This is a genomic window from Armatimonadota bacterium (genome assembly GCA_022563855.1).
Taxonomy (GTDB): Bacteria; Armatimonadota; Fimbriimonadia; order Fimbriimonadales; family Fimbriimonadaceae; genus JADFMN01.
Genome location: JADFMN010000009.1, coordinates 78,529 through 102,629, shown reverse-complemented (window position 1 = coordinate 102,629; position 24,101 = coordinate 78,529). Strand labels below are relative to the sequence as shown.

Sequence of the window (24,101 nt, the reverse complement as noted above, 5' to 3'; positions counted from 1 at the left end):
ACAACCTTGGCAGGGCGCCAGAATCGCCCTGCTGAGGAAACCGAATGCGACGCATCACTCTCGCCTTGATCGCTCTCATGATCTGCACCGCCGGCTCCGCCCAGGAAAGTTTGCTGGCCAAGATCAGCTTGGACCATAAGCTAACCACGACCGAAGCCGCCGCCGCTGTGCTCATCGGCAATGCCCTCGGAATCAAGGTGGAGTGGGTCATCGGCGCCAGCCGCGACTCAGGAGTTCATCTCCACAACATCGGTCCGGCAATCGTCATCAGCCATCACAGCGGATACTCGCTGCACGACGTGCTGAGACAGAAGCCGAAAGGCGAGGGTTGGGGCAACGTGGCAAAGCGAATGGGAATGCACCCTGGCACGTTCAACAAGATGCGCGTCAAAGGGAACGACTTCGAGAACATCATCTGGATCAACATGCTGGGCGACAAGTACGGCTTTTCAGAGAGGTCGTTCTTCGAGCTCTCAAAGCGCGGACTCAAAAGGGATGAGATCGTCGCAGCCGTCGTGATGTCCAACGGAAAGAAGGACAAACTCGAAGCGTCAGTGACCATCGTGCTAGCTTCGAGACCGAAAGCAACTACAGGCGCTGCGGCTAGCGGCAAAGGCAACGGCAAGGGCAAAGGCAAGGGTAGGGGCAAAGGCGGCTAGCGCCGATTCTCCTGGTCGGCATACGTCCCACGGCGCACAGTGCAAGCGATCAAACGGTTGGCCCTCGGGCCTTTGTAGCGGTACCCTTGTTACGCACTTCGGTTTGAGCGGCGAGATCCTCGCTTGCGACGAATGTGACAACCCTTGGAGATGCCGTTGTCCGAACTCACCCTGTCTTCCGCCGCCTTGCTGAGACCTGAGAGCCTGCCGCTCACGACCGCCCACTCGCGCGCTTCAGAAAGCGCGCGTCACAGCCCGACGATCGACGGCGAAACAAATTGGTTCGCGTCAAGGTGGCGAGATGAAGGAATGCAGTACCTCAGCGTCGGCGGAACGATATCTGTCGGGGTCAGCATGGGAAGAGCGTTCGTAACTGCCGGAGCAACAGCCGACGTGGGCAGCACGCTTGCACAAAGTCAACGCCGCATTTGCGTCTTTGGCTTGAACGCCGATCAAACCGCACTCGGCGATTGGAACAGGCTGCACATCGGCGCGATGGCGATTTGGTCGCCCGCGCTCTGGAGACAGAAATTACAGTCAAACCGCTCGCTGCGGCGACAGATCCGACGCGCACGGCACAAAGGCGCCAGCCTGTGCGAAGGCCCTGGCGACGAAAATCAGCTAGCTGAGTGCCAACAAGAATGGCTGGAAGGGCAGGGCCTCCCGCCGCTACACTTCTTGGGGCGGGCCGTCGACACAGACCACCTTCAGGGCAAGTTCATTCTGCGGGCAGAAGTCAGCGGCCAAGTCGTCGCGTTTCTCGTCGCCAGCAAGGTGCCGGTGCGCAACGCCTGGGTCGTAGAGCAGATCGCCCGCATCCCGTCCGCTCCCAACGGGGCAGTCGAGCTGTTGATCCACGCGGCGATGATTCGTTTCGCCGACCTCGGAGTTGGCGAAGTCTCTCTCGGCCTCGCGCCGCTTGCTGACTGCGAAGAGTGGAGCGACGATGCGAGTCCCTGCGTGCGGTGGGCGTTGCGGCGAGCGAAGGCGATCGGCGGCACCGTCTACAACTTCAAGGGGATCGAACAGTTCAAGCGCAAGCTGCGCCCGGATCGCTGGGAGCCGGTTTACGCCGTTGCGAACTTCAAGTGGTCATGGAGATCGCTCGCGGAGCTGTTGCGAGCGTTCACCGGCGAGAGCTGGGCAAGAACGGCACTGCGGCTCATCGAGCAGCGACTAGAATCTCCAGTGGGCGGTTAGCCTCCCAATCAAGTCGTCTGACGGCGTTGGCCCGAGGACCGGAACACAAGGGTACGCACCGCCGACACTGACGAACCGCGTGGCCGCCCACCCGAGTTCAAGCGAGTGGGTACCCGCACCACCACGACCAAGCCACCGGCTAAACGCCCGTGGTCAGGCCTTGCGACGTCGACGTCGAGCTAGGACCAACGCACCTATACCCAGTGCAAACAGGCTTGCCGGCTCTGGAACTGGGTTGAGCTGTCCCCGAACCGCACCTCCCGGATTGAGAGAAGTGTGAATCTGCACGTAGTACAGGTTGTTCAGGAAGTCGACTTCCTGAGCTGCGTTCAGAACAAAGTTAGTGTTAGGGTTGGTGTAGTTGACTCCGCCTGCAACGCCGAGAACATGGAATACGCCGCCGTTCGCGCCGAATGGGGCGCGGTGGATGTGCGCCGCAGTCGGTGGATAGATAGCGTTAAAGACCCCAACAGCCACGTTGATGTTGAGCATGTTCGTGACGTCGTCGTAGGTGCCGACCGCTGTCCCGGTCGCGAGTTCGCCGGTCGGCGGAACTACCTGTGATGCGTCGACAGGGTCGTTGAAAACCCAGACTGTAGCGTTTGCGGCGCCTGCGATTGAGATCGCCAAAATAATTATCGTTAAACGTATAGAATGCATTCTTTCCTCTCCGCGGACGTACCGATTGGCATCCATGACAAATGCGTCCAGATTCGATTCAACCGCGCCGCCCCGATAGCCGTTCCCAATTCCCCCCGTATATTTGCCAGGTCTGCGCCGAAAGTCGGGCGCCACCGGCCCTGAGGCTCATTGTCCGGGGACCAGCAAGAACTTGAGCGATCACGGAGCCTCATACATTACAATAACAGGCAGGATCATGAAGCTCTCCCATGCAAACAGTTTCGTCACTGCCCTGCTCCTCGCCGGCTCGGCTGGAGTAGGGGCTGCGATCTCCAGTTTCGGCAGCGCCGATGCGCAGCAAGCGATCGACCCCAGCAGGCGCCAGCGCGTAATGATTACGAGCGCCGTCGCCGTAATCCAATCGACTGCTGGCAACACGGCCTCTGGCGTCGTGCGGTTTACCGACGTCCCTGGCGGAGTTAGGATCGAGGCCGAGATCAGCGGGCTAAAGCCAGGATCGAAGCACGGCTTCCACATCCACGAGCTTGGCGACATGACCTCCACGGACGGCAAGAGCATGGGCGGTCACTACAACCCAGCCAACACCGCGCACGCTCTACCCGGTTCCACGAGACACGCTGGCGATATGGGCAACCTCGTCGCAGACTCTGATGGCGTCGCGAAGTACTCGGCGGAGATGCAGGGCATCACTGTTGCAGGAATGGTCAACCCGATCGTCGGTCGAGGCGTCGTTATCCACGCGCTGCCGGACGACGGTGGCCAGCCGACCGGCAACGCTGGCGCACGGATCGGCTACGGCGTAATCGGCATCGCGAAGGCTGGCAGCTAGCCGATGTCCTGATTCAGGAGCCAGTCCGATAGCTTCTTCGCGTCGGCGTCGCTGATTTTCGGCGCGGCCTTCTTCACGATCTTCATAAAGTTGGTCACCTCTTCTGGCGAGACCGGATGGCCGATGTTGCCCATCGTTTCGCCGCGCTTCATCTGCATGGCGTTTACGATCATCTTGCCTTTGATATCTACGAAAGCGTAGAACGGCAAGCCAGCGCGTTCGCCTTTCAGCGCGATCATGTACTCTTCGCCGCCCGGGTTCATCAGCGCTGTCTTCTCGCCTCGTTCCTGCACATCGATGTGGACGATCACAAAGTACTTGTTCAGCGCAGTCTTGTTTTCCTCGATAAACTTATCGAGGCGTTTGCACCAGCCTCACCACGACGCGTGAAAGATGACCCAGACGCTCTTGCTCTCTTTGACGGCCTTCGCCGTCGCGCTCTTCATCAACTCATCCGAACTCGGCGGAGCGGTCGCAGTGGCCTGTGCAAAGGCCGCAGCGGCACTCAATGCAACTGCCAGACACAGAACGATTTTGAGATGTCTCATACCAATCATTATTCACATTCGCAACTCTGGATGCAGATTCGCGGTAAAACGGGACATGGTTCGTTTTCGAGTCGCGGCGCTAGCCGCGCTGAGTTGTCTGGCGGCTGGCGCCCTGGCCCAAGGCGACCCAGACGTCATCGCAAAGATCATCGACGAGGGCAAGACCCGCAATCAGACCCGTGCTCACCTGGAGTATCTGACCGAGCAGATCGGAGCGCGGTTGACGAGTTCGCTGGCGCTTCAAAGGGCGTGCGAGTGGACCGCGTCACAGTTCCGCTCGTTCGGACTGGAAAACGTCGAGCTTGAACAGTGGGGCGAGTGGCCCGTCGGATTCGACCGCGGAAGGAGCCACATCGGCCGCATGACCGCCCCCGAGCAGCGCAACTTTGAGTTCACCACGCGATCTTGGACGCCTGGCACCAACCGGCTGCTGGTCGGACGCACTGTGAGAGAGCCGCTCACCCTCGAGGACGCCAAGCGGCGCACAGGTCGGTTCAACGGTGCGTGGATACTGATGAATCCGAGAGGCACCGAGGGACTTCCTGAGCGTGATGTACGAAACGAAATCTGGCAGGCGCTGAAGGCGGCTGGCGCGCTGGGCAAGGTCGCCAGCGCGCGAAACGAACTGGTTCTCACCGGCGGAAGCTACAACATCAAATGGGACGACCTCCCGACTGACGTGAGCATCACCGTTCGTAAAAGCGACTTTGAAGCGGCAGCCGCAAACGTCGACGCAGGCAGAATCACGATTCTCGAGTTCGACCTCCGGCAGACGATGCGACAGGGACCGATCGCCAACTACAACGTCATCGCCGAAATCCGGGGCACTGAAAAGCCGGACGAAGTCGTGATCGTCAGCGGCCACCTCGATAGCTGGGACGGCCCTGGATCGACCGGTGCTTGCGACAACGGAACGGGAACGATGGTCGCGCTGGAGGCGGCGCGCCTTCTCATGGCGGCAGGAGCGAAGCCGAAGCGAACGATCCGGTTCATCATGTGGACCGGTGAGGAGCAAGGCCTCCACGGCTCGCGCCGATATGTGGCCATGCACGCCGATGAGATGGACATGATCAGCGCGGTGCTCGTCGACGACGGCGGCACGAACTACAGCGGAGGGCTCAGATGCATCGAGAGCATGGCCCCGATGCTGCGAGAGGCCACGGACCCGCTCAACGAAGCGTTCCCGAATATGCCCGTGACGATTCGCGTGGCAGAGCGAATGCCCCGCGGTGGCGGCAGCGACCACGCGTCGTTCAACCGAGTAGGCGTTCCGGGATTCTTTTGGAACGAGACCGGCGTCGCCGACTATCGGTACATCCACCACACGCAGCACGATAAGCTGACGGCCGCGATCAACGCGTACTTGATCCAGTCGAGCGTAGCTGCTGCCGTGACAGCGTACAACCTCGCGTGCGCTGACACGATGCTGCCCAGGCAGATCGACGAGGGCAACTAGAGATCGATCCACCCTCTCCCCGTCATCCTGAGCTAAGCCTGTGCTGAGCTTGTCGAAGCAACGAAGGACTGGGGAGAGGAGGGTCCGCCAAAGAAGTCTCCAGTGGAGAGTTCGACGTGGATGGGTGAGGGGCGAGGGTCAAGGGTCTAGGCTTGAGTAACAAGTTACGAACAAGTCCGAACAAACCCGAACCTCCCAGCTTCCGAACCCCCAAATCTCGCACATCCCGGGCGAATTCGTTTTGCAACCAGTTGCATGCAACCCCTCTCCCGACCTACGACGTTCCATTTGCAGCTTGACCACGTGGGCGGGAGAGGTTGGGTGAGGGCCAATTCCTCGCCCTGCGCTGCCCTCACCCTGCCTCTCCCACTCATAACGCTCATCGAAAGACGACATCGAGGAGAGCGGGAGAGGGATTGTTTCAAGTTCGTTTTGACCCTAGACCCCAGGCCCTTGGCCCTAACCGCCGACCCATTTTCGCTGGAACCTCGCAACCAACCCACGCCGTATCTCGAATCGGTACCGTGGGTGGAACCATGAATAGAATTGCACAGATTAGCGCGATGGCAGTTGGTGGAGTGATGGCAGGAGGATGCATGCACGTCTCGGCGCATGCGCAGACAGTCGAGCGGACAGTGGATGAGTACACGTCGATCGAATTGATAGGCGCTGCGGACGTCCACGTCACGGTCGGCGACGACTACTACTTGAAGATCGAGGGGCCGAAGGATCGGCTGGAGAACCTCACGACGGTCGTCGAGGACGGAACCCTGACGATCAGCGAAGATTCGACGGGTCTTTTCACGACAGGAAGCATCGAGATTTGGATCACGATGCCAGCGATCTCGGCGTTCACGCTGAGCGGTGCGGGCGACGTGGTCATCGAGGGCGTTGCAGGTGAGAGCTTCGAGCTGACCGTTCGTGGCGCCGGCGATGTCGAAGTTTCCGGCGAAGTTGACACAGCGACGATCTCTGTCAGCGGCGCAGGCGACGTTGATGCGAAGGACCTGATCGCGAAAGACGCAACAGTCACCGTGCGAGGCGCGGGCGACGTGGACGTTTATGCGAGCGAGTCGCTCACAGCGACGGTGCAGGGCTTCGGCGACGTCACGTACTTCGGCGATCCGGCAACCGTCACGCCGGAAGTCAAAGGCATGGGCGACATCTCGGCTGGCAAGTAGTCTCTGAACGTCGTACGAGAATCTGAGCGAGCCGCGCAGTCAGCGTGGCTCGCTCAACATTCACGACGCGGTTCTCAACCGTCCGTCATCCAAGAGAACGGCTCGGTGCTGATCACGACGTCGTCGTACCACAGCACGTTCCGCTTCGCGTTTTCGTGGATATAAAGCTCCAGCGTGAACGAGTTGAGCTTCAGATCGAGCGTATCGCGGAAGCGCATGTTCTCCCAACGCCCACGGAGGCGACCGTCCATCCAAAACGCCTGCTCTCCGTCGTACTGGCCAGGCGTATTCAGCTTGATCATCATCGACATCCCGACCCACCGCCCCCGCGGAACCCGGGCGGGGTTCTTCGGCATCAGGAGGTTGCCGTAGTCGCCGAGAGCACCCGTCGCCATGTCCGGCCAGTAGGAGAAGAAGGAGAGCGCACCCGGCGCGTAGTACTTCCCGGCGACCTTCCACGGTTCGAGCTTGGTCAAGAAGAAATCCGTGCCGGTCGGGCGCCTGCCAGTTTTTCCGAACGCCGAGTACTTGTTGTCCGTGCGGTTGCCTGCGACCCAGCTGAGGTGCATCCCCCGGCCCTGGTCGAAGTCGCTGTTGAACTTCACCTCCCACCGGATGTAAATCTCGTCGTACCCAGGCATGAACCAGCGGACGATCTTCGCGCCCGTGCCCTTCCCCCGACGCGCCTCGAACCGCAGGCTGTACTCGCCCTCGTACTTTTCCGTCGTGTCGAAAACAATCGTGCCACGGCGATCGCTCCAGTCGTCGAGCGAACCGCTCTCGAACCCGTCGGCGAACACCGGTTTGTCCTGAACTGCAAGCAAAGCTAAGCAGAGTAACACCACTACATGGTATCAAACTCTGCGACGACCGGAGTGTGATCGCTCGGTTTTTCTTCCTCCCGGGGGGTTTTGTCCACCCAGCACCGCTGGCACTTTTCGCGCATCGACTCGGTGCAGTAGATGTGATCGAGCCGCCATCCGGCGTTCAGGCCGACCGAGTTTGGCACGCGAAAATCCCAGAACGTGTACTGCCCCGGCGCGGTGCAGAACTCAAGAAAGCAGTCGCTCCACCCGGTCTTGACGATCTTCTTGAGACGCTTGAACTCGTCCGGGTGGTGCGCGACCCCGCCCGCCATTCGCTCTGAATCGTAAACGTCTCCCGGGGTCGGGGCGACGTTGATGTCGCCGAGCCAGATCGCACGCTCGCTGCTCTTAGCAAAGTCCTTAGAAAACTCGGCAAAACAGTCGAGCCACCGCATCTTGAATCCCCACTTCTCGCTGTTGACCTCGTTGCCGTTCGGCACGTACGTGTTGATCACCGTGACGCCGTCGAACGTCGCGCGGATGACCCGGCACTCCTCGTCGAGCTGTTCGTCGCCGAGGCCGAACTGTACGTCCTTCGCCTTCTCCTTACTGATGATCGCGACGCCGTTGTAGCTCTTCTGCCCGTGCATCGCGACCTGGTAGCCAAGCTCCTCGAACTCCTTCACAGGAAATCCGTCGTCCGGCACCTTGGTCTCTTGCAAAGCCAGCACGTCGGGGTCGTGGTACCGCAGCCAGTCCAGCACGACGGGCAGCCGCGCACGGACTGAGTTCACGTTGAACGTCGCGATCTTCATGCAACCGAGGTTACCACTGTGGGTAACCTTCGCCAATGACGACACGATTCGCGCACCTCTTCGCCGTCTGCATTTGGATCCTGAGCATCTCAAGCGCCGTCCTCGCCGACGGCGCCGACGTCCGCGAAGCCTTTGAAAAGCACATGGCCGACAATGGGGTTGTCGGCGGTTCAGTAGCGATTGTGAAGGACGGCAAAGTGCTGTTCGCAGACGGGTTCGGCTGGCAAGACCGGGACGCAAAGATCGAAGCAACGGGCGACACCGTATACCGACTTGCGTCTATCAGCAAACCGGTGACGACAATCGCGGCCCTGCAGCTTGTCGAAAGCGGGAAGATGTCGCTTTTCGCACATGCGCAAAGATACGCCCCTGCATTTCCCACGAAGGAGTACACGTTCACTTTGCGCCATCTGCTCACCCACACGGCGGGCATTCGGCACTATCTCGTAACTCGTCAGGACAACGGTATCGAGCGGATTGATAAGACGTCCGACGCAATCAAGAAATTTGCTGACGACGACCTTCTGTACGAACCTGGCACGAGGTACCGCTACAGCACACACGCTTTCACCCTAGTCGCTCTGATGATCGAAGGTGCGTCCGGCATGACGTTCGAAGAGTACTTGACGGTCAACGTGTTTGAGAGAGCTAGCCTCGGCTCGCTGCGGCTTGAGAAGCGAGAGATCGAGAACAAGCACAGATCCCAGCTGTATGGGAAGGACCGCAATGGGGTTGGGCAACTACCGATCCGCGTTGAAGACAACAGCTGGAAGTACGCAGGCGGTGGGATGGAATCGAGCCCGATCGACCTGGCGCGATTCGGCGACGCTGTTTTGCACAATAAACTCTTGAAGAAGGTGACGGTCGACTTCATGTGGTCGGCCCAGTTCTTCGGCGGTTTCGACACAGGGCGCGGCCTGGGCTGGGCGCTGACGGGCGAAGGCAACCCGGTTCACGGCGGTTCACAGCAGGGCTCGCGCACGTACCTTTACGTCGATCGCAAGACGGGCCTGGTGTACTGCGTGATGACGAACACGGGCGGACATGACGTCGGCGCGCTGATGAATGCCGTGATCGAAGCTTGGGAGAGCTAGCAACATTGGTAGAATCGGCGCAGTGGACCGAATCAACGCGCAAGGCATCCCTCGCCACCAGCTCCGGTGGACGCTCACGCAAAAGCGCCTCGTCAAGAAGGCGCGGCGAGAGAACGCCTGCCTGTTGTGCCGCGCCAAGGGCGTGAACGAGGCGGCGCTGTGCGATCTGTGCCATGCGCTCTTGAATGACGAAGAGCTGCGTTTGGCCGAGCGGTGGCTAGCGGGAGTCGGACCTTAGCATGGGTGGCCTGTGGATTCCGATCGTCCTTGTCGGATTGGGCATTGCTATCTTAGCCGCCCGCCTAGTGACGGCCCGCCGAAAAAGCGGCTACGAAGCGATCTGCGAATACTGGATCTACAGCACCGCTGAAAAACTGCCCGACCAGAAGGCGATCATGACGCGCCTGATCACCGAGAACCCGTACTTGCGCGATGGCGGGCCGTGCATCACAACGCGCGAAGGCTTGGTCATGAGCGACGTCCGGTTGCACATGGGCCTTGCCCTGCGCACCAAGAACCCGCACGTTTTCCGACCGGACCTGTTCGAGCAGGCCGCCGTACCAAGCGCTGAAGTCCTGGAGCGTCTACCAGAAACGACGTCGATGATCAAGCTCAGATACGCGTCTGTGGTGGTGCTCAAGGACTTGCGACATTTACAGTTCATGCCGCACCTCGCCGACGCCGTGTGCCACCTGGTTGACGGACTCGTGGTTTACGACCGGATGGCGGAGGAGCTGATGACCTCATCCGAGCTGACATCCCGTCTCGAGGCGAACGGTGACGCGGAGCGCCCGGATTTTCACGTCCGGGTGATTTGGCGCCACGAAGAAGAGGGGCTCGGATTCGCCGAAACGCGCGGCTTGCGCAAGGTGGGGCGACGCGAACTCCGCACCGACCCGACCGAGGCCGATCAACAGGTTCTGATCACGGACCTGTTGCGGAATATGTCTCACGCAATTTTCGCTTCGCCGGAGACCGACGGGCCGTATGAGTACGAAGCGTACGGCGATAAGTTCCTCATGGAGCCGCGCGACGACGACCCGTTTGCACAGGTAGCCGTGAGGCGGCAGCGCCAGCCCGGTTAGGCCTGAATTGCGGCAACGATGCTCTCAAGTGCCTTCGAAGGTTCCGGCCCCAGCGGTTGCACCGGGCCACGGGAGTAGCCTACGTCGAGCGAAGATTCGGACAGCGCGGCGTGCGCAAAGCGGCTGAGACCGTCTTCACCAACCATCGAAATCAAGATCGGCCCGAACGTGTCCCATCCGTCGATCAGTTGCGGCAGCTTGTCGGCGCCAAAGACTGCGAGCGGCGTTGCGACGAGATCGCCAAAAGCGACTTCGTCCGTGTGGACGTCGGGCATCAGGCAGTAGTCGCCCGCTCCCATTTTGGCCAACGAAGTCGCCCGTTCGAGCACGGGCCCAGCGGAGTCCGATACGGATTCAAAAAAACCGGGCGGACCAACAAAAGAGACGTGCATGTTCCCGTGCCTCATCACTGCCGCGAAGTGCATGCGAAGCTCGGAAGCGTGAATGATCCCCGTCGGCGGGCCAGCGACCACCGCTCCTCGCGCGCCGTGCCGGGCAGCATGCTGACACAGGTCCGCTGCGCTGGCGGTCGTCTGCGCGGTTGCGTTGACGTAAACGGGCAGGCCGTGCGCGTCCCGCATCGTCCACTCAAGCACAGTCTTGCGCTCCGATGCGCTCAAAGACGTGAAATCACCGATCTCGCCGCAGACCAAGAAGCCGGCAGCGCCGCGATCAATGTGAAAACGAATCTCGCGCGCAAGCCTTACTTCACTGATCGTCGCCGTGTCGTCGGTGAACGGCGTAACCAGCGGAACGATGACTTTGTCGAAAGGTGCCACGACTCATGGGATGGGACGGGCTAGCAACTCCTAACGCTTCAACCAACCGAATACCCCGCGACCAAGCTCGGGAGAGCTAACCTCTCGCCGCGACCTCGATGTACGCGATCTGTTCGATCACCCGCTCGCCGATCCTCGCCTCAAGTCTGATCGGGTAAGCGCCAAGCGCATACGCCGGGATCGTGATCTCTATCGGGATGCGTTGTCGGCCACGCGGATGGAAGATCAAGAACTCCTCGTTGCCGCCGCGATTGATCTGCCACCCATCGACGCAACGTGCGCTGAACACACCTTTGATGCGACCGGTCCCTGTTGACCGGATGTAGACATGCCCTTTGACCACCTGTTCAACCTGTGACTGCGTGACCTGGCGTGGTATCGAAACCTCGAATTGGACAAGGTCGTTGATGCGGAAACTGGCGCGCAAGACGGTCACGCTGCCATCAGATCGCTTTAGCTCCGCCTTCAGGATCCGGTACCCGGTGCTGGCATCGCCGGCTATCGCGCTCTCGTACTCGAGTCGTGCCTTGCCTCGGCTGTCAAATCGTCCGAACGGTCGTGAAATCGCGGCGAGGTCGCTTCCACGATCGCCTTCAAACCGTATATCGACGCTCTCTACGCCGACGTCGGAGCCGTCCCTGCGCTGCAGGTCGAACCGCATCTTCAAACCGTCCTCGCGCGCGACCTCGCGAAACCGCGCACCTACCTTCCACGAAATGTCGGCGTCGTTTAACCCTTGATCGAGAACGAGGTTGACGTACGCCAGTCTCCGCGGCGCATACGCAGGTCCGAGACTTGCGCCACTCCGCACGGCGTCGATTCGAACGCCGATCGTATCGCCCTGCCTCATGAACCGCTTGCGATCCAGGTCCATCGAGGCTTCCAGCGTCCAGTGATAGTCGGCGGCAGATTGCGCCCTTTCGATCAAGTGGCCTGGTATTGCGGACGGAATCCAGACCGGGCCGTCCCTGTTCGTAGCGTCCAGCCTGGAGGTGGACACCATCGTGCCGGATGCCGTTCGCGAAATCCTCACCTCGATGTTGTCGTCTCCGACCAGCCAGCCGTCCGCGTTGAGGTCGAGGCTCAGCAGAACGTCGAAATCGCTTGGCACTACAGCTGACCAGTGCAGCTTGCCCGGCTCCCACTGCATCCCGGAATCGGCCTCGAACTGATCCCATTCGTCCGCTGACAAAACTCCATCTAGCTCGGGCGTGTGCGCAAGCCGATCAACCACAGCGACAGTCGGGACTGTGGACATGTCCGCTACTGGGACGAGACCGAACGCGACGAATAGCGGAAAAATGATTGCTGCAAGCACGGTATGAATTCAGACTGTTCAAGTCCGTGATGCGATTCGGTCAGTTTTCAACAGCCGGGAATACCTAAGACTCTTTGGCGGCTTCTGGGCTGGGTTCTTCTGCTGGCTCGCTCTCCGCTGGCGCAGCCTCTTCTGAATCCGAATCTGCGGATTCGACTTCAGCAGTTCCGTCTTCTGCCGGCTCGGTCTCAGCTGGCGCAGCCTCTTCTGAGGTCGTCTCTGCGGACTCGCCTTCAGCAGTTTCATCTTCTGCCAGCTGGTCAGCCAGCCCTGCCGCGTCGGCTACCGCTTGTTGCTCCTTCACCGGGTCGATGATGTTGGCGACGATTTTACAGTCGACCTGCCGGTGAAGGTCGATCTCGATCGTAAAGCTACCGAGCTGCTTGATCGGCTGTAAAATTCCGACGGCCTTTTTTTCGACCTCGACACCCAGCTGCTCCTTGATCGCATCGGCCAAGTCTTGCGCGGTCACTGCTCCAAAAAGCCGAGCCCCAATTCCCGATTTAACCTCGATCCTCAATTCGCCACCGCTCAGCTTCTCCGCAATCGCATCAGCAGCAGCCTTCGTCTCCGCCAGCTTCGACTCCAACTTCTTGTTTCTTGCTTCCAAGACCTTCAGCTGAGCCTTATCGGCGACGGTCGCCATGCCTCTCGGAAAGAGGAAGTTGCGAGCAAAGCCGTTCTTGACTTTGACGACTTGCCCCTCCTTCCCTACTTTCGGGACGGTTTGCTTCAAAATGACTTTCATCGTCGATTAACCTGCCTACTGCTTGATGCCGACTCCAATCGATGGCGATGACCGCCGGAGAAGTCGCTCAATACCGAACCAGCCGTGAATCGTGTTGGTGAACTGATACCGTAGCCTCAAGTCCAACTGCGTGTCGTTCAGATCGAACAGATCGCCGCGGAACGCGAGCCTGGGCGCAAGCGCATAATCTACCCCAACGCCGGGCTTGCTCGCATACACACCGTACCTAAGGTCCAGTCGATTCGTGAGCTGGTTGTGAAGCTGTAGGTTCAGCTTGTTGCTCTCGAAGGCGTCGTACAGGCCGAACGTGACCTTAGTCTCGCCGACCGGCAGAGTCACGTTGACATCGGCCCTGAACCTGCCGTGCGACAACTCGCGCGTCAGATCAGTTGAGACCTCGAGCCCCTCGGTGAAGGCGGTTCCACCAATTTGAAACCGCTCAATGGCCGCTTTGAGCGAATCCAAGAGTTCGCCGACTTCGTCCGCCAGCTCGTTCGCCTTTCTGGCAAGCTTGATCGCCTCATCGCTGACGATGACGCCGTTTTCTGCGATCAGCTCAGCGCTCACGGCGATCCGAGTGCCTGAGTCGGAGATGGAGCGTACGTTCGCCGCCGTCTCCATGATCGCGGCCGTCAGCTCAGGATTTGTCGCAAGCACGTCCAAGCTGGCGATAAGCTCCTTCCCGGCAAGGACTGCCTCGTTCAAGTTATCCAGCAGCAGGACGGCTTTATCTTGCAGCAGACCGCTCTCAGCAAGCTCGCGCACTTCGAGGCTGAGCGCTTCGAGGTTTAGCAGGCTTCTAGCCGTCGTGGCGAGCAGCTCGTCGAACTTTCCAGCGTTCCGCGCAAGAATGCCGTCCATCCTGTTGGCGAGGTTGCCAAAGCTCGTAATCGACTCTTCGCTGGCGCTGATCATGCCGTAGAGCCCTGCCTTGAGCTCGTCGTCTTCCAGCAGCCCGCGCAGGGCAACCAGCGTGCGGTTCAGCTCCTCCAGCGTCTTGTTGCTGTCCGGCAGAATCGTCTCCATCGGCGAGAAGACCGTGCCGGGAATCACTGCGCCAGCCGACAGCACGCCGGTCGAATCGGACGGCACAATTAGCTGAATCTGGCGGTCGCCGATCGAGATGAACGGTGTGGGCAGCACCGCAGTGACACCTTCCGGAATCTCGTACCGCTTGCCAACTGCCAGCGTCGCTCGAGCCTGTCCGGGCCTGACGAGCTCGACCCGGGTCACAGAGCCGATTTGAACGCCTGACAGTAGAACTCTGGCGCCTACGCTCAGTCCACCGGCGTCCTCAAACTCCACGTAGTACTCGATCGTCTCTTCGGCAAACATACTGCGCTGCAGCAGTGCATAGCTCGCCAGCAACAGCACACCGAACAGCACGACCATCAAACCCACCTTCCACGCTGACTGCATGGTCCTATTGTAGCCCCTCAGATAATGGGCCATTGAAGAATCTCTCATCAACTGAGCAGGTATCGTTCGAGTGGTGCGGAACGGCTCCTGAGGCCATGAGCGGTCTATCTGTCTGGACTCGAACAACCGACAATTTCAGTGAGCCCGAAGGCTTTTGTGAAGTGGCTGATAGGCATTTGGAGCGATTCCGGGCTTCAAGTGCGTCTAAATAGGCACAGGCCAAGCAACCGGGTCCGAGCAAAGCATCGGAACGGTTGCGGGCGAACGCGGATTGAAGGTAAGCAAGGTAGCAAGATTGTATGTGGCAACGCTTTACAGAGCGAGCGAGAAAAGTGGTCTTCTTCGCGCAAGAAGAAGCACAGAAGTTCGGCGAAGGATACGTTTCGACGGAGCACCTGCTTCTGGGCCTCGTGCGTGAAAACGACAGCGTGGCGGCGCGAGTTTTGGAACGGTTGGGCGTAGGGCTCAACCGAATCCGCGCCGAGATCGAAAAGCAGCTGCCGCGCGGCGACGCCAGGCCCCCGCAAGATATGTCGCTCACTCCTCGGGCAAAGCGCGTCATCGACCTAGCGTACGACGAAGCGAGAAACCTGAACAACAACTACATCGGCACCGAGCACCTGTTGCTCGGGCTCATCCGCGAGGGCGACGGCCTCGCTGGCCGCGTGCTGAACAAACTGGGCGTGGAGTTAGAGCGGGCAAGGCGAGAGGTCATGGCGCTTCAGGACAACGACATGCCGGTTCGCGGCGGAAGCAAGGCGGCCAGTGGCGCCGCCACAAGCGCCAAAACGCAGACGCTCGACGAGTTTGGGCGCGATCTGACCGAAATGGCAAGGGAGGGAAAGCTCGACCCGGTTGTCGGAAGGCAGCAGGAGATCGAGCGGATCATGCAGATCCTGACCCGGCGAACGAAGAACAACCCGTGCCTGATCGGCGATCCCGGCGTCGGCAAGACGGCGGTTGCCGAGGGGCTGGCGCTCCGAATCGTCAGCGGTGACATTCCAGATTTGCTGCGTGACAAGCGCATCGTTTCCCTCGATCTGGCAGGCCTCGTCGCAGGAACCAAGTATCGCGGCGAGTTCGAAGAGCGCATGAAGAAGGTGATGGACGAGGTTCGGCGGGCTGACGGAGAGATCATTCTGTTCGTCGACGAACTGCACACGTTGGTCGGGGCCGGCGCCGCAGAGGGGGCCATCGACGCGAGCAACATCCTGAAGCCGGCCTTGGCGCGCGGCGAGCTGCAGTGCATCGGCGCGACGACGCACGAAGAGTTTAGAAAGTACATCGAGAAGGACGCTGCGCTAGAGCGCCGCTTCCAGTCCGTAAAAATCCGAGAGCCCAACGAGGAAGAGGCGATCGACATCCTGAAGGGTCTGAGAGAGCGGTACGAGGCCCACCACAACGTGGAGATCACGAACGACGCCCTAGTGGCGGCCGTCCAGCTTGCGCAACGGTACATCACGGATCGAACCCTGCCCGACAAGGCGATCGACCTGATGGACGAGGCGGCCAGCAGGGTCCGCCTGCAACAGAGCCTCCCGCCGTTCGAGGTTCGACAGGACAAGGTCCGCATCGGCAAGATGAAATCGGAGTTGGAACACCTCGTGCGCCGCTCGCCAGACGGCGACGATGCGAAAAAGCTCGAGGCAGAGATCGAGGAGTTGCAGGACTCCGTCTCGGAGCGCGAGGAGGCGTGGCACGCAGAGGAGAAGCCCGAACCGGTCGTGGACGAAGGCGAGATCGCTACGATCGTGCAGAGCTGGACCGGTATTCCAGTGACCCGCTTGGTAGAAGCCGAAAGCCAGAAGCTGCTCCGCATGGAGGACGATCTGCATAAGCGAATCATCGGCCAGGCGGTCGCCGTCTCGGCCGTCTCACGCGCCATTCGCCGCGCACGCAGCGGCCTCAAGGATCCGAAGCGACCGATAGCGAGCTTCATCATGCTCGGGCCGACCGGCGTCGGCAAAACGGAATTGGCGAAAGCCTTGGCTGAGTACCTGTACGAAAAAGAGTCCTCGATGATCCGGCTCGATATGTCCGAGTACATGGAGCGGTTCGCCGTCAGCCGGCTCACTGGAGCGCCTCCTGGCTACGTAGGGTACGACGACGGCGGTCAGCTCACTGAACAGGTTCGGCGAAACCCTTACGCAGTCATTCTGCTCGACGAAATCGAGAAAGCTCACCCAGAAGTGTTCAACCTGCTGCTGCAGGTCATGGAAGACGGACAGCTGACGGACAGCCAGGGCAGAACGGTCGACTTCAAGAACACGATCATCATCATGACCTCGAACGTGGGCGTCCGGCCGGTCGAGCTGGACAAGGGCCTTGGTTTCCGCGACGTGACCCTAGACCCCGATGATCCGAAGACTTATGAGACGATGAAGAAGCGGATGATGAGCGAGATGAAGAAGACCTTCCGACCCGAGTTCTTGAACAGGGTCGACGAGATCGTCGTTTTCCAGCATCTGACGCGAGACGAAATCCTTAAGGTCGCCGACCTCTACATGGAGCGAATCAATCGGCAGGCCAAGGAAATCGGCATTTCAATCGAGCTGAGCGAAAAGCTGAAGGACATGCTCGTGGACAAGGGTTACGACCCGAACCTCGGAGCGAGACCGCTTAGAAGAGCGGTGCAGCGCTACATCGAAGACCCCCTCAGCGAAGAGCTTCTGCTGAGCCACTTTAGCGAGGGCGATGCGATCTTGGCGGACCTGGATGAAGACGGCAACGTAATGTTCCGACGAAAAGGCACGGACGAAGGCCCCGCGAAGGAAGAGGCCGAAATCATCCCGAACTAGGTTCGATCCGCTACTCCGGCTCCGGTATTTGGTCGCGACCCATCATCACGTACTGGTACACCAGCGCCGCGACCAATGCACCAAGCACCGGGCCAGCGATGTAGATCATCGGCTGCATTTCCGTCTTGCCGATAAGCGCCGGACCGAGCCAGCGCGCGGGGTTTAGAGCGGCGCCCGTTATCGGGCCGATGGCAAGGATCCCCATCGTGATCGAGAGGCCGATGTACAGCCCGCCCACCTTGGGTGCGCGCTTGTCGATGGCAGTGCCAAATACTGCAAACACCAGGAAGAACGTCGCAATCGCCTCTAGCGCAAGCGCAGGCATCGGCTCTATAGAACGCGTGACCAGCGTGCCCTGGGCGAGGGCTTCGTACCCCATAATTTGATAAACCGAGGCGGCGGCAACGACAGCCCCGAGGCACTGCGCCACGATGTAAGCCAGAGCGTCGCCGATCTTGATCCTGCGGGCCATCCAGATCGCCAGGGTCACAGCCGGATTCAGGTGGCCGCCGCTGATCGCCATCGTCGCGCTGACAAGCACGGCGATCGCCAGACCGTGCGCCAGTGCGACGCCGAGCAGACCACCGGAGCCGGGGCCTAGGTGGATCATCGCCATGACCCCGACGAAAACCAGGGCAAACGTGCCGATAAACTCTGCCAAATACGCTCGGATGTTCATGTTCTTATCACCTGTGCGAGATTTCGATGCTACCTGCCAAGACGGACCAGAACCTCGATTTGAACTGCCTTGCGGGCGATCATCGCGTGGTTTCTTGCCTTGCGGGCTAACCGGGCGGGCCAGAACACCGTAACCAGTCGTAAGAGTAAACTACTTACGTAGTAGGAGCCTGATAATGAATCGACTCGCAATCGGCGCATGCGCTGCCCTCGTCTGCACATCCGTTTTCGCTCAAGACCTCGATCAAAGTGTGACTTTTTCGCGCTCGGTTGGGCCCGCAAGGCAGGTCGTCAGAGAGCTTGGAAACCAATTGGGCCTGTACTTGGACACGAACGGCGTTATTGAGGACGAACTGCTCCTGCTGCATGTCACAGACCAGCCCCTCAGCGCAGTGATGGACAAGATCGCCGAAGCGTTGTCCGCGAAGTGGATCAAGGAGGAGAAAGGGTACCGGCTCGTCGATGATGTCGGCAAGCGCAAGTCCGAAGAATTGAGCGAGGCGAGGCGAAGAACGAACGCGTTTGCGGAGGGTCTGCACAAGAAGACATCGCCGCAGCAGAGGTGGACACGGGGGGAGCTCGAGAAGATGATGGAGCAGCGGGCGCGGACGGGACAATCCTACCAATCCTACGTTCGAGCGCCTGAGAACTCACAGGATAGCGTCATTGAGATCATTAGCAGCAGCATGCTGTCCCAGAATCCAGCTCAATTGGCCGCCAGCCAAGTGCTCGGGGAAATACCACCCAAACTGCTCGCCAGCGTCGGCCCGGGCGATCGCATCGTGTATACAAGTCGCCCAAACAGAATGCAGAAGCGGTTCCTAGGCAGCTTGAACAGCGTCGCAAAGAACTTTATTTTCAACCACAACGTGATGCTCGATGCCAAGTCCAGGACGCAGACCGACAGCAACGTTCGGGTTATCACAGGCACCGGGCGTTACGATCGACCGCTCCAGCAAGTCGGAAAGATCCTCATCATTCTGTCCAGGTCGTACAGGTCCGACACCGTTTCGGTAGAGGTCGTCGTCGCGGATCAGCAGGGCGTCATCGTCTCGCGCGGCAGGGCTAATATTGCCCCGGTTTGGCCGGAGGCCAAGCGAGCACTAGTCGAACCAGGCGGTGAAGAAATCACCGTCACGCCGCTCGCCCGCGAGATGGCCCAGCTGTTTTCGCAAGACTCAGCGCGGACTGTCTCGGAGCGACTGGTGTTTTCAGTGAGCACTTCCTCCGGAAACCCGACGAGCATCCTTTTTACCGGAGAAAGCAAGGGAGCACCGGACTTTTCTGAAGACCTGATGCGATTCCTAGTGCAGCCGCACAAATTCGATCCGACCTCGCTGTACGTCAGCCAAGCGTTCGAACAAGCCGCTGCTTCGCGCGATCTGTCGCTCGTCGCGTCGTTCCCGGATTCTATCGTCATCGACCTCGCCCGGCGACTGACGTCCGGCAAGCTCACCGTCGACGAACTCCTCACGACCAGCAGCGCATACGGCGCCGAGAGTTCGATCAGCGATGGATGGCTCGTCGTGAGGCCGACGTGGCCCGCTAGCGCCCGACTGATGCAGTTCAACAGGGTCGCCGCGGCGAAACTGTTCGGCGCTGTGGCCAATCGCGGTTTCGCGACGCTTGACGAGCTCGCCGCGTACTCTATCGAGATGTCCCCGCTGCGCTCCAGCAGCAGCCTCGACACCGTGTACTTGGGCATGATCAGTCCCGACGTGGCCGAGCTTCTTAGCCAATACACTTCTGGACAGTTCGACCTGCTGCGGCTGTATGCGACCCTGCCGTACAAAGTCAGCGATGCCTCGCAGGCTGGCGGAGCCACACTGTACGGCCAGCTGAACGGCAAAGCAAGGCAGTACGCGCAGCGCGCCGTCTATCGTCCGGGAGCGTTCGGCTTCCTGCAATTCGCGGGCGGCTACGGCGTAGGCAATGTGATGTTGATACGAAGGCTGAATCTCTCGGAACAAGAGCGACAAATCCCGACGCTCATGAGCGAGCCGACGGAGGCTCTGCCAAACGGTGTGCCGACGAACACGCCCATCGTCGTAGCTCGTACTGTGGAAGATGGGATTTTCGCCACGGTCACAGGCCGGCGAGGCGGCAAGTTCTTCACAGCCCAGGAGTTTGCGATGCATGAGTCCATGGCCAGAAACGGCTTCGGGGCTGGCAGCGTTATCACCTACAACCAGTTCCAAACCGCCGAAATCGGCGACGTTACGCTGACTATCAAGCTTGGCGATATGGGCGATCGCAGCGCCACGTTCCGCGACGCTCGGATCAGCCGGTCGTCGAAGAAACTGACGCTTGCCAACCTGCCAGCGCCGTTCCTCGAAGCGCTGGCTAAAGCGCGCGAACGGATGCGCACTACGCGGACGTACGGCGTCGGATCACGCAGGCAGCCCCCACCCGCGCCGTAGCGGTTACAATCCAGGGCGTGGCCGTAACGCGTTTCGCCCCAAGTCCGACCGGGCTGCTCCACGTCGGGCACGCGTACTCAGCGTGGTTCTCTGAGCAAGCTGCCGAGGGCGAGCGCTTCCTTCTGCGGATCGAAGACATCGACTCGGGCAGATCGCACGAGCGGTTCGTGTCAGCGATCTACGAGGACTTGGAGTGGCTGGGGCTCTCGTGGGAATCTCCCGTGATGCGCCAATCAGAGCGATTCCCTGCTTACGAGGAGGCGTTGAACAAACTGCGCGAAGCCGAACTGCTCTACCCTTGTTTCTGCACGCGCGCAGACATCCGGCGAGAGATCAAGTCCGCAGGCGCTGCTCCACATGGGGCGATGGGTCAGGCCTACCCCGGCACTTGCCGGTCGCTATCCACTACTGAGCGTGAACGGCGACTGAAATCCGGAGCGCCGCACGCGCTTCGCCTGGATGTAGAGGCGGCTATGAAAGCAGTTGGCGAGCTGACCTGGCACGACCGCGAGCGCGGGCAGCAGCAATGTGCGATGGACCTGGCCGGCGATGTCGTCCTCGCCAGAAAGGACGTACCGACGAGCTACCATCTGAGCGTCACGGTGGACGACGCAGCGCAGGGAATCTCGCTCGTCACACGCGGCCTCGACCTGTTCGAATCGACTCACGTCCACCGGCTACTGCAGGCGCTCCTCGACCTGCCAACCCCTGAATACTGGCACCATCCGCTGATCACAGACGAACAGGGCGAGCGACTCTCGAAGCGGAGCAAGTCCGTCACTCTCCGGGCGATCCGCGAGTCTGGAGCGACCCCGGAAGACGTGCGCCGCAGGTTTCCCTCTTGATCTCAAGCCTAGACTGGGCCCATTGCGCAGACTCGCTGCGAACGGGCAAACTGGTGGTTCGCAGGATGCAGCACCAGTTCGTAGCCGTCATAGATTTCGGAGGACAGTATTCGCAGCTGATCGTCCGCCGCGTGCGAGAGCACGGGGTGTACAGCGAAATGATCCCTTGGCCCGAAGCTGGCAAGCGTCTACGAGAGCGACGTCCGGACGCGGTGATCCTTTCTGGCGGGCCGAAGAGCGTTCTAGATGACGGAGCCCCGAACCTGGACTTCGATCTGATCAAGGGCGTTCCAACTCTCGGGATCTGTTACGGCCTGCAGTTGATGGCGCAACGCATGGGAGGCGAGGTCGTGCGAAGCGCCGATCGCGAGTACGGACGGCAGCACTTGATCGAAACCGTTGACGGCTCGCTCGTCGGAAGCCTATCGAGCGACCAAGTCTGGACGAGCCACGGCGATCAAGTTGTTCGCGTCCCGCCTGGATTCTCGGTGACCGCAAAGACGAGCACGTGTACCGTGGCCGCATTCGAGAACCGTGCCGAGCACCTCTATGGCGTACAGTTCCACCCAGAAGTCAGCCACACCAAGGACGGCAGTACGATTTTGCACCGATTCCTCTTCGACGCAGCCGGGTTGAAAGGTGATTGGACGTCCGCGAGCTTCATCGACGACGCTATCTCGGCGGTCAAGTCCGAAGTCGGAGACCAGCACGTGCTCTGCGCAGTGAGCGGCGGCGTCGATTCGAGCGTCGTTGCTGCGCTGCTGACGAAGGCGCTGAGCGACCAGGTCACGTGCGTCTTCGTCGATCACGGACTGTTGCGCAAGGACGAGGCGCGTCAAGTCGTCGCCATGTTTACCGAGGTTTTTCATCCGCATCTTGTCGTGATCAACGCGGAGGACCAGTTCTTTCAAGCGCTCGCAGGCGTCACCGAGCCAGAAGCGAAGCGCAAGATTATCGGCGAGCAGTTCGTGCGCTGCTTCGAGGACCACGCCGACGAAATCAGCAACTGCAAGTACCTCGCGCAGGGCACTCTGTACCCGGACGTCATCGAGTCGGGGTCGGCGACAGCGGCCAAGATCAAGACGCACCACAACGTCGGCGGCTTGCCGGATTGGATGGAGCTGAAAGTGATCGAGCCGCTGAGGATGCTGTTCAAAGACGAAGTGCGCAACGTCGGTCGCAAACTTGGGCTGCCAGACGATGTAGTCGACCGCGAGCCGTTCCCCGGCCCAGGACTGGCCGTCAGAATCCTCGGCGAGGTCACGCGCGAACGGGTTCGGATCACGCAAGAGGCGGACTGGATTTTCCGCACCGAGCTGCGCGAGCAAGGGCTCCATCGCGAAATCTGGCAGTCGTACGCTGCGTTGCTAGACGTCCACAGCGTCGGAGTTATGGGCGATGAAAGAACGTACGAGCAGGCCATCGTGCTGCGCGCGGTGCAGAGCGAGGACGCGATGACGGCTCAAGCCTCGCCGCTGCCGTTTGAGTTCTTGGAGCACGTCTGCACACGGATCGTGAACGAGGTTCCGGGGGTCAACCGCGTGCTTTACGACCTGACGAGCAAGCCCCCTGCGACGATCGAGTGGGAGTGACCGCAGTGGGGCATTGGCGACATGGATACCAACAGTATCGAGAACTTCCGGTGCGTGTTCAAACGGCCATTCACGGGAGTCTGGGTTTGTCCAAGATCAAAGCACATGATTGCATACGCGGTCGATCAGGCCTTTAGATACAATTTCCGCAAGACTGACGACTTGGTAGGTTCTCCACCGTGACGGCTCAGGTTGTCGGGTGTCGGCTGAAGTGGCGGAAGTTGATTGGCAAATAGACGGGAGCCGCCGAATAGGCGGCTCCCAAACTGTCCAACGGGACGTGAAACCCTCTCGGGCCAGTGGTCACCGTGGATCTGCACTTATAATGATGCCATAAATTGGCGCAATGTTCAACAAAAATGGTCAAATAGGTTCAAATGCTAGTAAAGGACAGAGGCCAGCAGGCCTGGCAGGGGCTATCCAGCGTGGCCCCGCTGCGATTTCGACGGTACGAATCTTCGTCGCACCGGGATCCTCTTGACCATTACGCCATGTATCTGTGGAACCTAGCGCTCTCTAGGGACATTTATGCATCCATACAGGCGCTAGAGGTCGTTCTCAGGAGTCGAATACACCAGGAAATGTCCCGCAGATACAGCAACGACTTCTGGTTTGAGGACCAGAGCCTCATGGGACGACATGAATTGAGGGCGATTAGCGACTTGCGAAGCAGTCGCAGAAACATCACTCTAAGCTCCTCCGCTGACCAAATCGTCGCATCATTGCCGTTCAACTATTGGGTCGCTATCTACGGCAGCAACTACACCAGCGATGTACATAATCAGATTTCCGCAAGCGTATTCCCCCACAGAAAGGCCAGGCTTCGACGAGGAGACATCGCCCACAAGCTCGGTCGTATTCGCAAGCTTCGCAATCGAGTCGCCCATCACGAGTGCATCTGCGACATACCAACGTTGCAAGAAACATACGGGTTCATCACTGACCTGCTCGGCGACATTTCACCTGACTACGCAGCCCTCGAGGCCCGCACTAGTCGATTCATGCGAACCTTCCGCCGAGGGAGCGCTCCGTACAGGCTCTACGCCGCGCTACGAATCCGATTTGACAGCTATTAGTGCGCTTCGGGTGCCGCACCTGTCCGCGTCTTTCTGTCGCTTTATCTTTCCTCTTTGCTTCCTCAAGCTCCCCTCTTGGTAATCGAGGAAGCCTTTCGGCCAGGTTCTTGAAC

Annotated in this window: 23 protein-coding genes; 13 read left to right on the top strand and 10 right to left on the bottom strand. The window is 60.0% G+C overall.

Annotated elements, in window-relative coordinates:
• Positions 1-44 precede the first annotated feature (44 nt).
• Together IH944_11590 and IH944_11585 are read left to right on the top strand one after the other, a co-directional pair.
• On the top strand, positions 45-659 hold the full coding sequence (locus IH944_11590) for a hypothetical protein (GenBank protein MCH7905188.1): 615 nt from the start codon (positions 45-47) through the stop codon (positions 657-659).
• Positions 660-815: 156 nt separating this feature from the next.
• A complete protein-coding gene (locus IH944_11585; protein ID MCH7905187.1) occupies positions 816-1,859 on the top strand; it encodes a DUF2156 domain-containing protein in 1,044 nt (347 codons plus the stop codon).
• Between the two features lie 153 nt (positions 1,860-2,012).
• Here the strand turns inward: IH944_11585 and IH944_11580 are convergent, their stop codons facing one another.
• Entirely contained in the window at positions 2,013-2,519 is a 507-nt protein-coding gene (locus tag IH944_11580) for a CHRD domain-containing protein (GenBank protein ID MCH7905186.1), read from the bottom strand.
• Positions 2,520-2,736: 217 nt separating this feature from the next.
• On the opposite strand from IH944_11580, the gene IH944_11575 reads away from it, so the two are divergent.
• Positions 2,737-3,330, top strand: a complete 594-nt coding sequence (locus IH944_11575; GenBank protein MCH7905185.1) for a superoxide dismutase family protein — start codon at positions 2,737-2,739, stop codon at positions 3,328-3,330.
• Here IH944_11575 and IH944_11570 read toward each other — a convergent pair.
• Together IH944_11570 and IH944_11565 are read right to left on the bottom strand one after the other, a co-directional pair.
• Positions 3,327-3,641: a hypothetical protein gene (locus tag IH944_11570; GenBank protein ID MCH7905184.1), complete on the bottom strand. Its 315-nt coding sequence runs from the start codon at positions 3,639-3,641 to the stop codon at positions 3,327-3,329. The two genes, IH944_11575 and IH944_11570, sit on opposite strands and share 4 nt — an antisense overlap.
• 63 nt (positions 3,642-3,704) lie before the next feature.
• The gene (locus IH944_11565) at positions 3,705-3,878 is read right to left on the bottom strand and encodes a hypothetical protein (GenBank protein ID MCH7905183.1); all 174 of its coding nucleotides are present in this window, start codon (positions 3,876-3,878) and stop codon (positions 3,705-3,707) included.
• 55 nt (positions 3,879-3,933) lie between these two features.
• On the opposite strand from IH944_11565, the gene IH944_11560 reads away from it, so the two are divergent.
• Together IH944_11560 and IH944_11555 are read left to right on the top strand one after the other, a co-directional pair.
• Positions 3,934-5,334 (top strand): M20/M25/M40 family metallo-hydrolase, encoded by a 1,401-nt coding sequence (locus IH944_11560; GenBank protein ID MCH7905182.1) that lies wholly within the window; start codon positions 3,934-3,936, stop codon positions 5,332-5,334.
• A gap of 536 nt (positions 5,335-5,870) precedes the next feature.
• The gene (locus IH944_11555; protein MCH7905181.1) at positions 5,871-6,515 is read left to right on the top strand and encodes a DUF2807 domain-containing protein; all 645 of its coding nucleotides are present in this window, start codon (positions 5,871-5,873) and stop codon (positions 6,513-6,515) included.
• Between the two features lie 74 nt (positions 6,516-6,589).
• Here IH944_11555 and IH944_11550 read toward each other — a convergent pair whose 3' ends face one another.
• Positions 6,590-7,357, bottom strand: a complete 768-nt coding sequence (locus IH944_11550) for a hypothetical protein (protein ID MCH7905180.1) — start codon at positions 7,355-7,357, stop codon at positions 6,590-6,592.
• 2 nt (positions 7,358-7,359) lie between these two features.
• On the bottom strand, positions 7,360-8,136 hold the full coding sequence (gene xth / locus IH944_11545; protein ID MCH7905179.1) for an exodeoxyribonuclease III: 777 nt from the start codon (positions 8,134-8,136) through the stop codon (positions 7,360-7,362).
• Positions 8,137-8,171: 35 nt separating this feature from the next.
• Here xth and IH944_11540 point away from each other — a divergent pair, with 35 nt between their 5' ends.
• Genes IH944_11540 through IH944_11530 form a run of 3 tightly spaced genes read left to right on the top strand, consistent with a single transcriptional unit; the run spans position 8,172 to position 10,315 of the window.
• Positions 8,172-9,230 carry a beta-lactamase family protein gene (locus IH944_11540; GenBank protein MCH7905178.1) on the top strand — a complete coding sequence of 353 codons (1,059 nt, stop codon included), beginning with the start codon at positions 8,172-8,174 and terminating at the stop codon, positions 9,228-9,230.
• 22 nt (positions 9,231-9,252) lie between these two features.
• The gene (locus IH944_11535) at positions 9,253-9,468 is read left to right on the top strand and encodes a hypothetical protein (GenBank protein ID MCH7905177.1); all 216 of its coding nucleotides are present in this window, start codon (positions 9,253-9,255) and stop codon (positions 9,466-9,468) included.
• Between the two features lies 1 nt (position 9,469).
• Entirely contained in the window at positions 9,470-10,315 is an 846-nt protein-coding gene (locus IH944_11530) for a hypothetical protein (GenBank protein ID MCH7905176.1), read from the top strand.
• On the opposite strand, the gene IH944_11525 is transcribed toward IH944_11530, so the two are convergent.
• From IH944_11525 to IH944_11510, 4 genes are all read right to left on the bottom strand, one after another.
• Complete coding sequence (locus IH944_11525; GenBank protein ID MCH7905175.1) at positions 10,312-11,094, bottom strand: dihydrodipicolinate synthase family protein; 783 nt, start codon at positions 11,092-11,094, stop codon at positions 10,312-10,314. The genes IH944_11530 and IH944_11525 overlap by 4 nt on opposite strands.
• Positions 11,095-11,170: 76 nt before the next feature.
• Positions 11,171-12,412: a hypothetical protein gene (locus IH944_11520; GenBank protein MCH7905174.1), complete on the bottom strand. Its 1,242-nt coding sequence runs from the start codon at positions 12,410-12,412 to the stop codon at positions 11,171-11,173.
• A 64-nt stretch (positions 12,413-12,476) separates the two neighbouring features.
• Positions 12,477-13,160, bottom strand: a complete 684-nt coding sequence (locus IH944_11515; GenBank protein ID MCH7905173.1) for a 50S ribosomal protein L9 — start codon at positions 13,158-13,160, stop codon at positions 12,477-12,479.
• Between the two features lie 15 nt (positions 13,161-13,175).
• Positions 13,176-14,579, bottom strand: a complete 1,404-nt coding sequence (locus IH944_11510) for an MCE family protein (GenBank protein ID MCH7905172.1) — start codon at positions 14,577-14,579, stop codon at positions 13,176-13,178.
• 299 nt (positions 14,580-14,878) lie between these two features.
• Between IH944_11510 and IH944_11505 the strand changes: the two genes are divergently transcribed.
• The gene (locus tag IH944_11505) at positions 14,879-17,377 is read left to right on the top strand and encodes an ATP-dependent Clp protease ATP-binding subunit (protein MCH7905171.1); all 2,499 of its coding nucleotides are present in this window, start codon (positions 14,879-14,881) and stop codon (positions 17,375-17,377) included.
• A gap of 10 nt (positions 17,378-17,387) precedes the next feature.
• Here IH944_11505 and IH944_11500 read toward each other — a convergent pair whose 3' ends face one another.
• A complete protein-coding gene (locus IH944_11500) occupies positions 17,388-18,056 on the bottom strand; it encodes an aquaporin (protein ID MCH7905170.1) in 669 nt (222 codons plus the stop codon).
• Positions 18,057-18,231: 175 nt separating this feature from the next.
• Between IH944_11500 and IH944_11495 the strand changes: the two genes are divergently transcribed.
• The 4 genes from IH944_11495 (at position 18,232) to IH944_11480 (ending at position 23,988) form a co-directional block, all read left to right on the top strand.
• The gene (locus tag IH944_11495) at positions 18,232-20,475 is read left to right on the top strand and encodes a hypothetical protein (protein ID MCH7905169.1); all 2,244 of its coding nucleotides are present in this window, start codon (positions 18,232-18,234) and stop codon (positions 20,473-20,475) included.
• 17 nt (positions 20,476-20,492) lie between these two features.
• A complete protein-coding gene (gene gluQRS, locus IH944_11490) occupies positions 20,493-21,320 on the top strand; it encodes a tRNA glutamyl-Q(34) synthetase GluQRS (protein ID MCH7905168.1) in 828 nt (275 codons plus the stop codon).
• 65 nt (positions 21,321-21,385) lie between these two features.
• On the top strand, positions 21,386-22,912 hold the full coding sequence (guaA, locus tag IH944_11485) for a glutamine-hydrolyzing GMP synthase (protein MCH7905167.1): 1,527 nt from the start codon (positions 21,386-21,388) through the stop codon (positions 22,910-22,912).
• 377 nt (positions 22,913-23,289) lie between these two features.
• Positions 23,290-23,988 (top strand): Abi family protein, encoded by a 699-nt coding sequence (locus tag IH944_11480; protein ID MCH7905166.1) that lies wholly within the window; start codon positions 23,290-23,292, stop codon positions 23,986-23,988.
• Positions 23,989-24,101: the final 113 nt, after the last annotated feature.

Bases quoted from the DNA above. Each gene is read 5' to 3' on its own strand.
- IH944_11580 (MCH7905186.1), bottom strand. From the start codon at position 2,519: ATGCATTCTATACGTTTAACGATAATTATTTTGGCGATCTCAATCGCA.
- IH944_11555 (MCH7905181.1), top strand. From the start codon at position 5,871: ATGAATAGAATTGCACAGATTAGCGCGATGGCAGTTGGTGGAGTGATG.
- IH944_11565 (MCH7905183.1), bottom strand. From the start codon at position 3,878: ATGAGACATCTCAAAATCGTTCTGTGTCTGGCAGTTGCATTGAGTGCC.
- IH944_11500 (MCH7905170.1), bottom strand. From the start codon at position 18,056: ATGAACATCCGAGCGTATTTGGCAGAGTTTATCGGCACGTTTGCCCTG.
- IH944_11495 (MCH7905169.1), top strand. From the start codon at position 18,232: ATGAATCGACTCGCAATCGGCGCATGCGCTGCCCTCGTCTGCACATCC.
- IH944_11560 (MCH7905182.1), top strand. From the start codon at position 3,934: ATGGTTCGTTTTCGAGTCGCGGCGCTAGCCGCGCTGAGTTGTCTGGCG.
- IH944_11510 (MCH7905172.1), bottom strand. From the start codon at position 14,579: ATGCAGTCAGCGTGGAAGGTGGGTTTGATGGTCGTGCTGTTCGGTGTG.
- IH944_11590 (MCH7905188.1), top strand. From the start codon at position 45: ATGCGACGCATCACTCTCGCCTTGATCGCTCTCATGATCTGCACCGCC.
- xth (MCH7905179.1), bottom strand. From the start codon at position 8,136: ATGAAGATCGCGACGTTCAACGTGAACTCAGTCCGTGCGCGGCTGCCC.
- guaA (MCH7905167.1), top strand. From the start codon at position 21,386: ATGCAGCACCAGTTCGTAGCCGTCATAGATTTCGGAGGACAGTATTCG.
- IH944_11575 (MCH7905185.1), top strand. From the start codon at position 2,737: ATGAAGCTCTCCCATGCAAACAGTTTCGTCACTGCCCTGCTCCTCGCC.
- IH944_11505 (MCH7905171.1), top strand. From the start codon at position 14,879: ATGTGGCAACGCTTTACAGAGCGAGCGAGAAAAGTGGTCTTCTTCGCG.
- IH944_11530 (MCH7905176.1), top strand. From the start codon at position 9,470: ATGGGTGGCCTGTGGATTCCGATCGTCCTTGTCGGATTGGGCATTGCT.
- IH944_11540 (MCH7905178.1), top strand. From the start codon at position 8,172: ATGACGACACGATTCGCGCACCTCTTCGCCGTCTGCATTTGGATCCTG.
- IH944_11480 (MCH7905166.1), top strand. From the start codon at position 23,290: ATGCTAGTAAAGGACAGAGGCCAGCAGGCCTGGCAGGGGCTATCCAGC.
- IH944_11515 (MCH7905173.1), bottom strand. From the start codon at position 13,160: ATGAAAGTCATTTTGAAGCAAACCGTCCCGAAAGTAGGGAAGGAGGGG.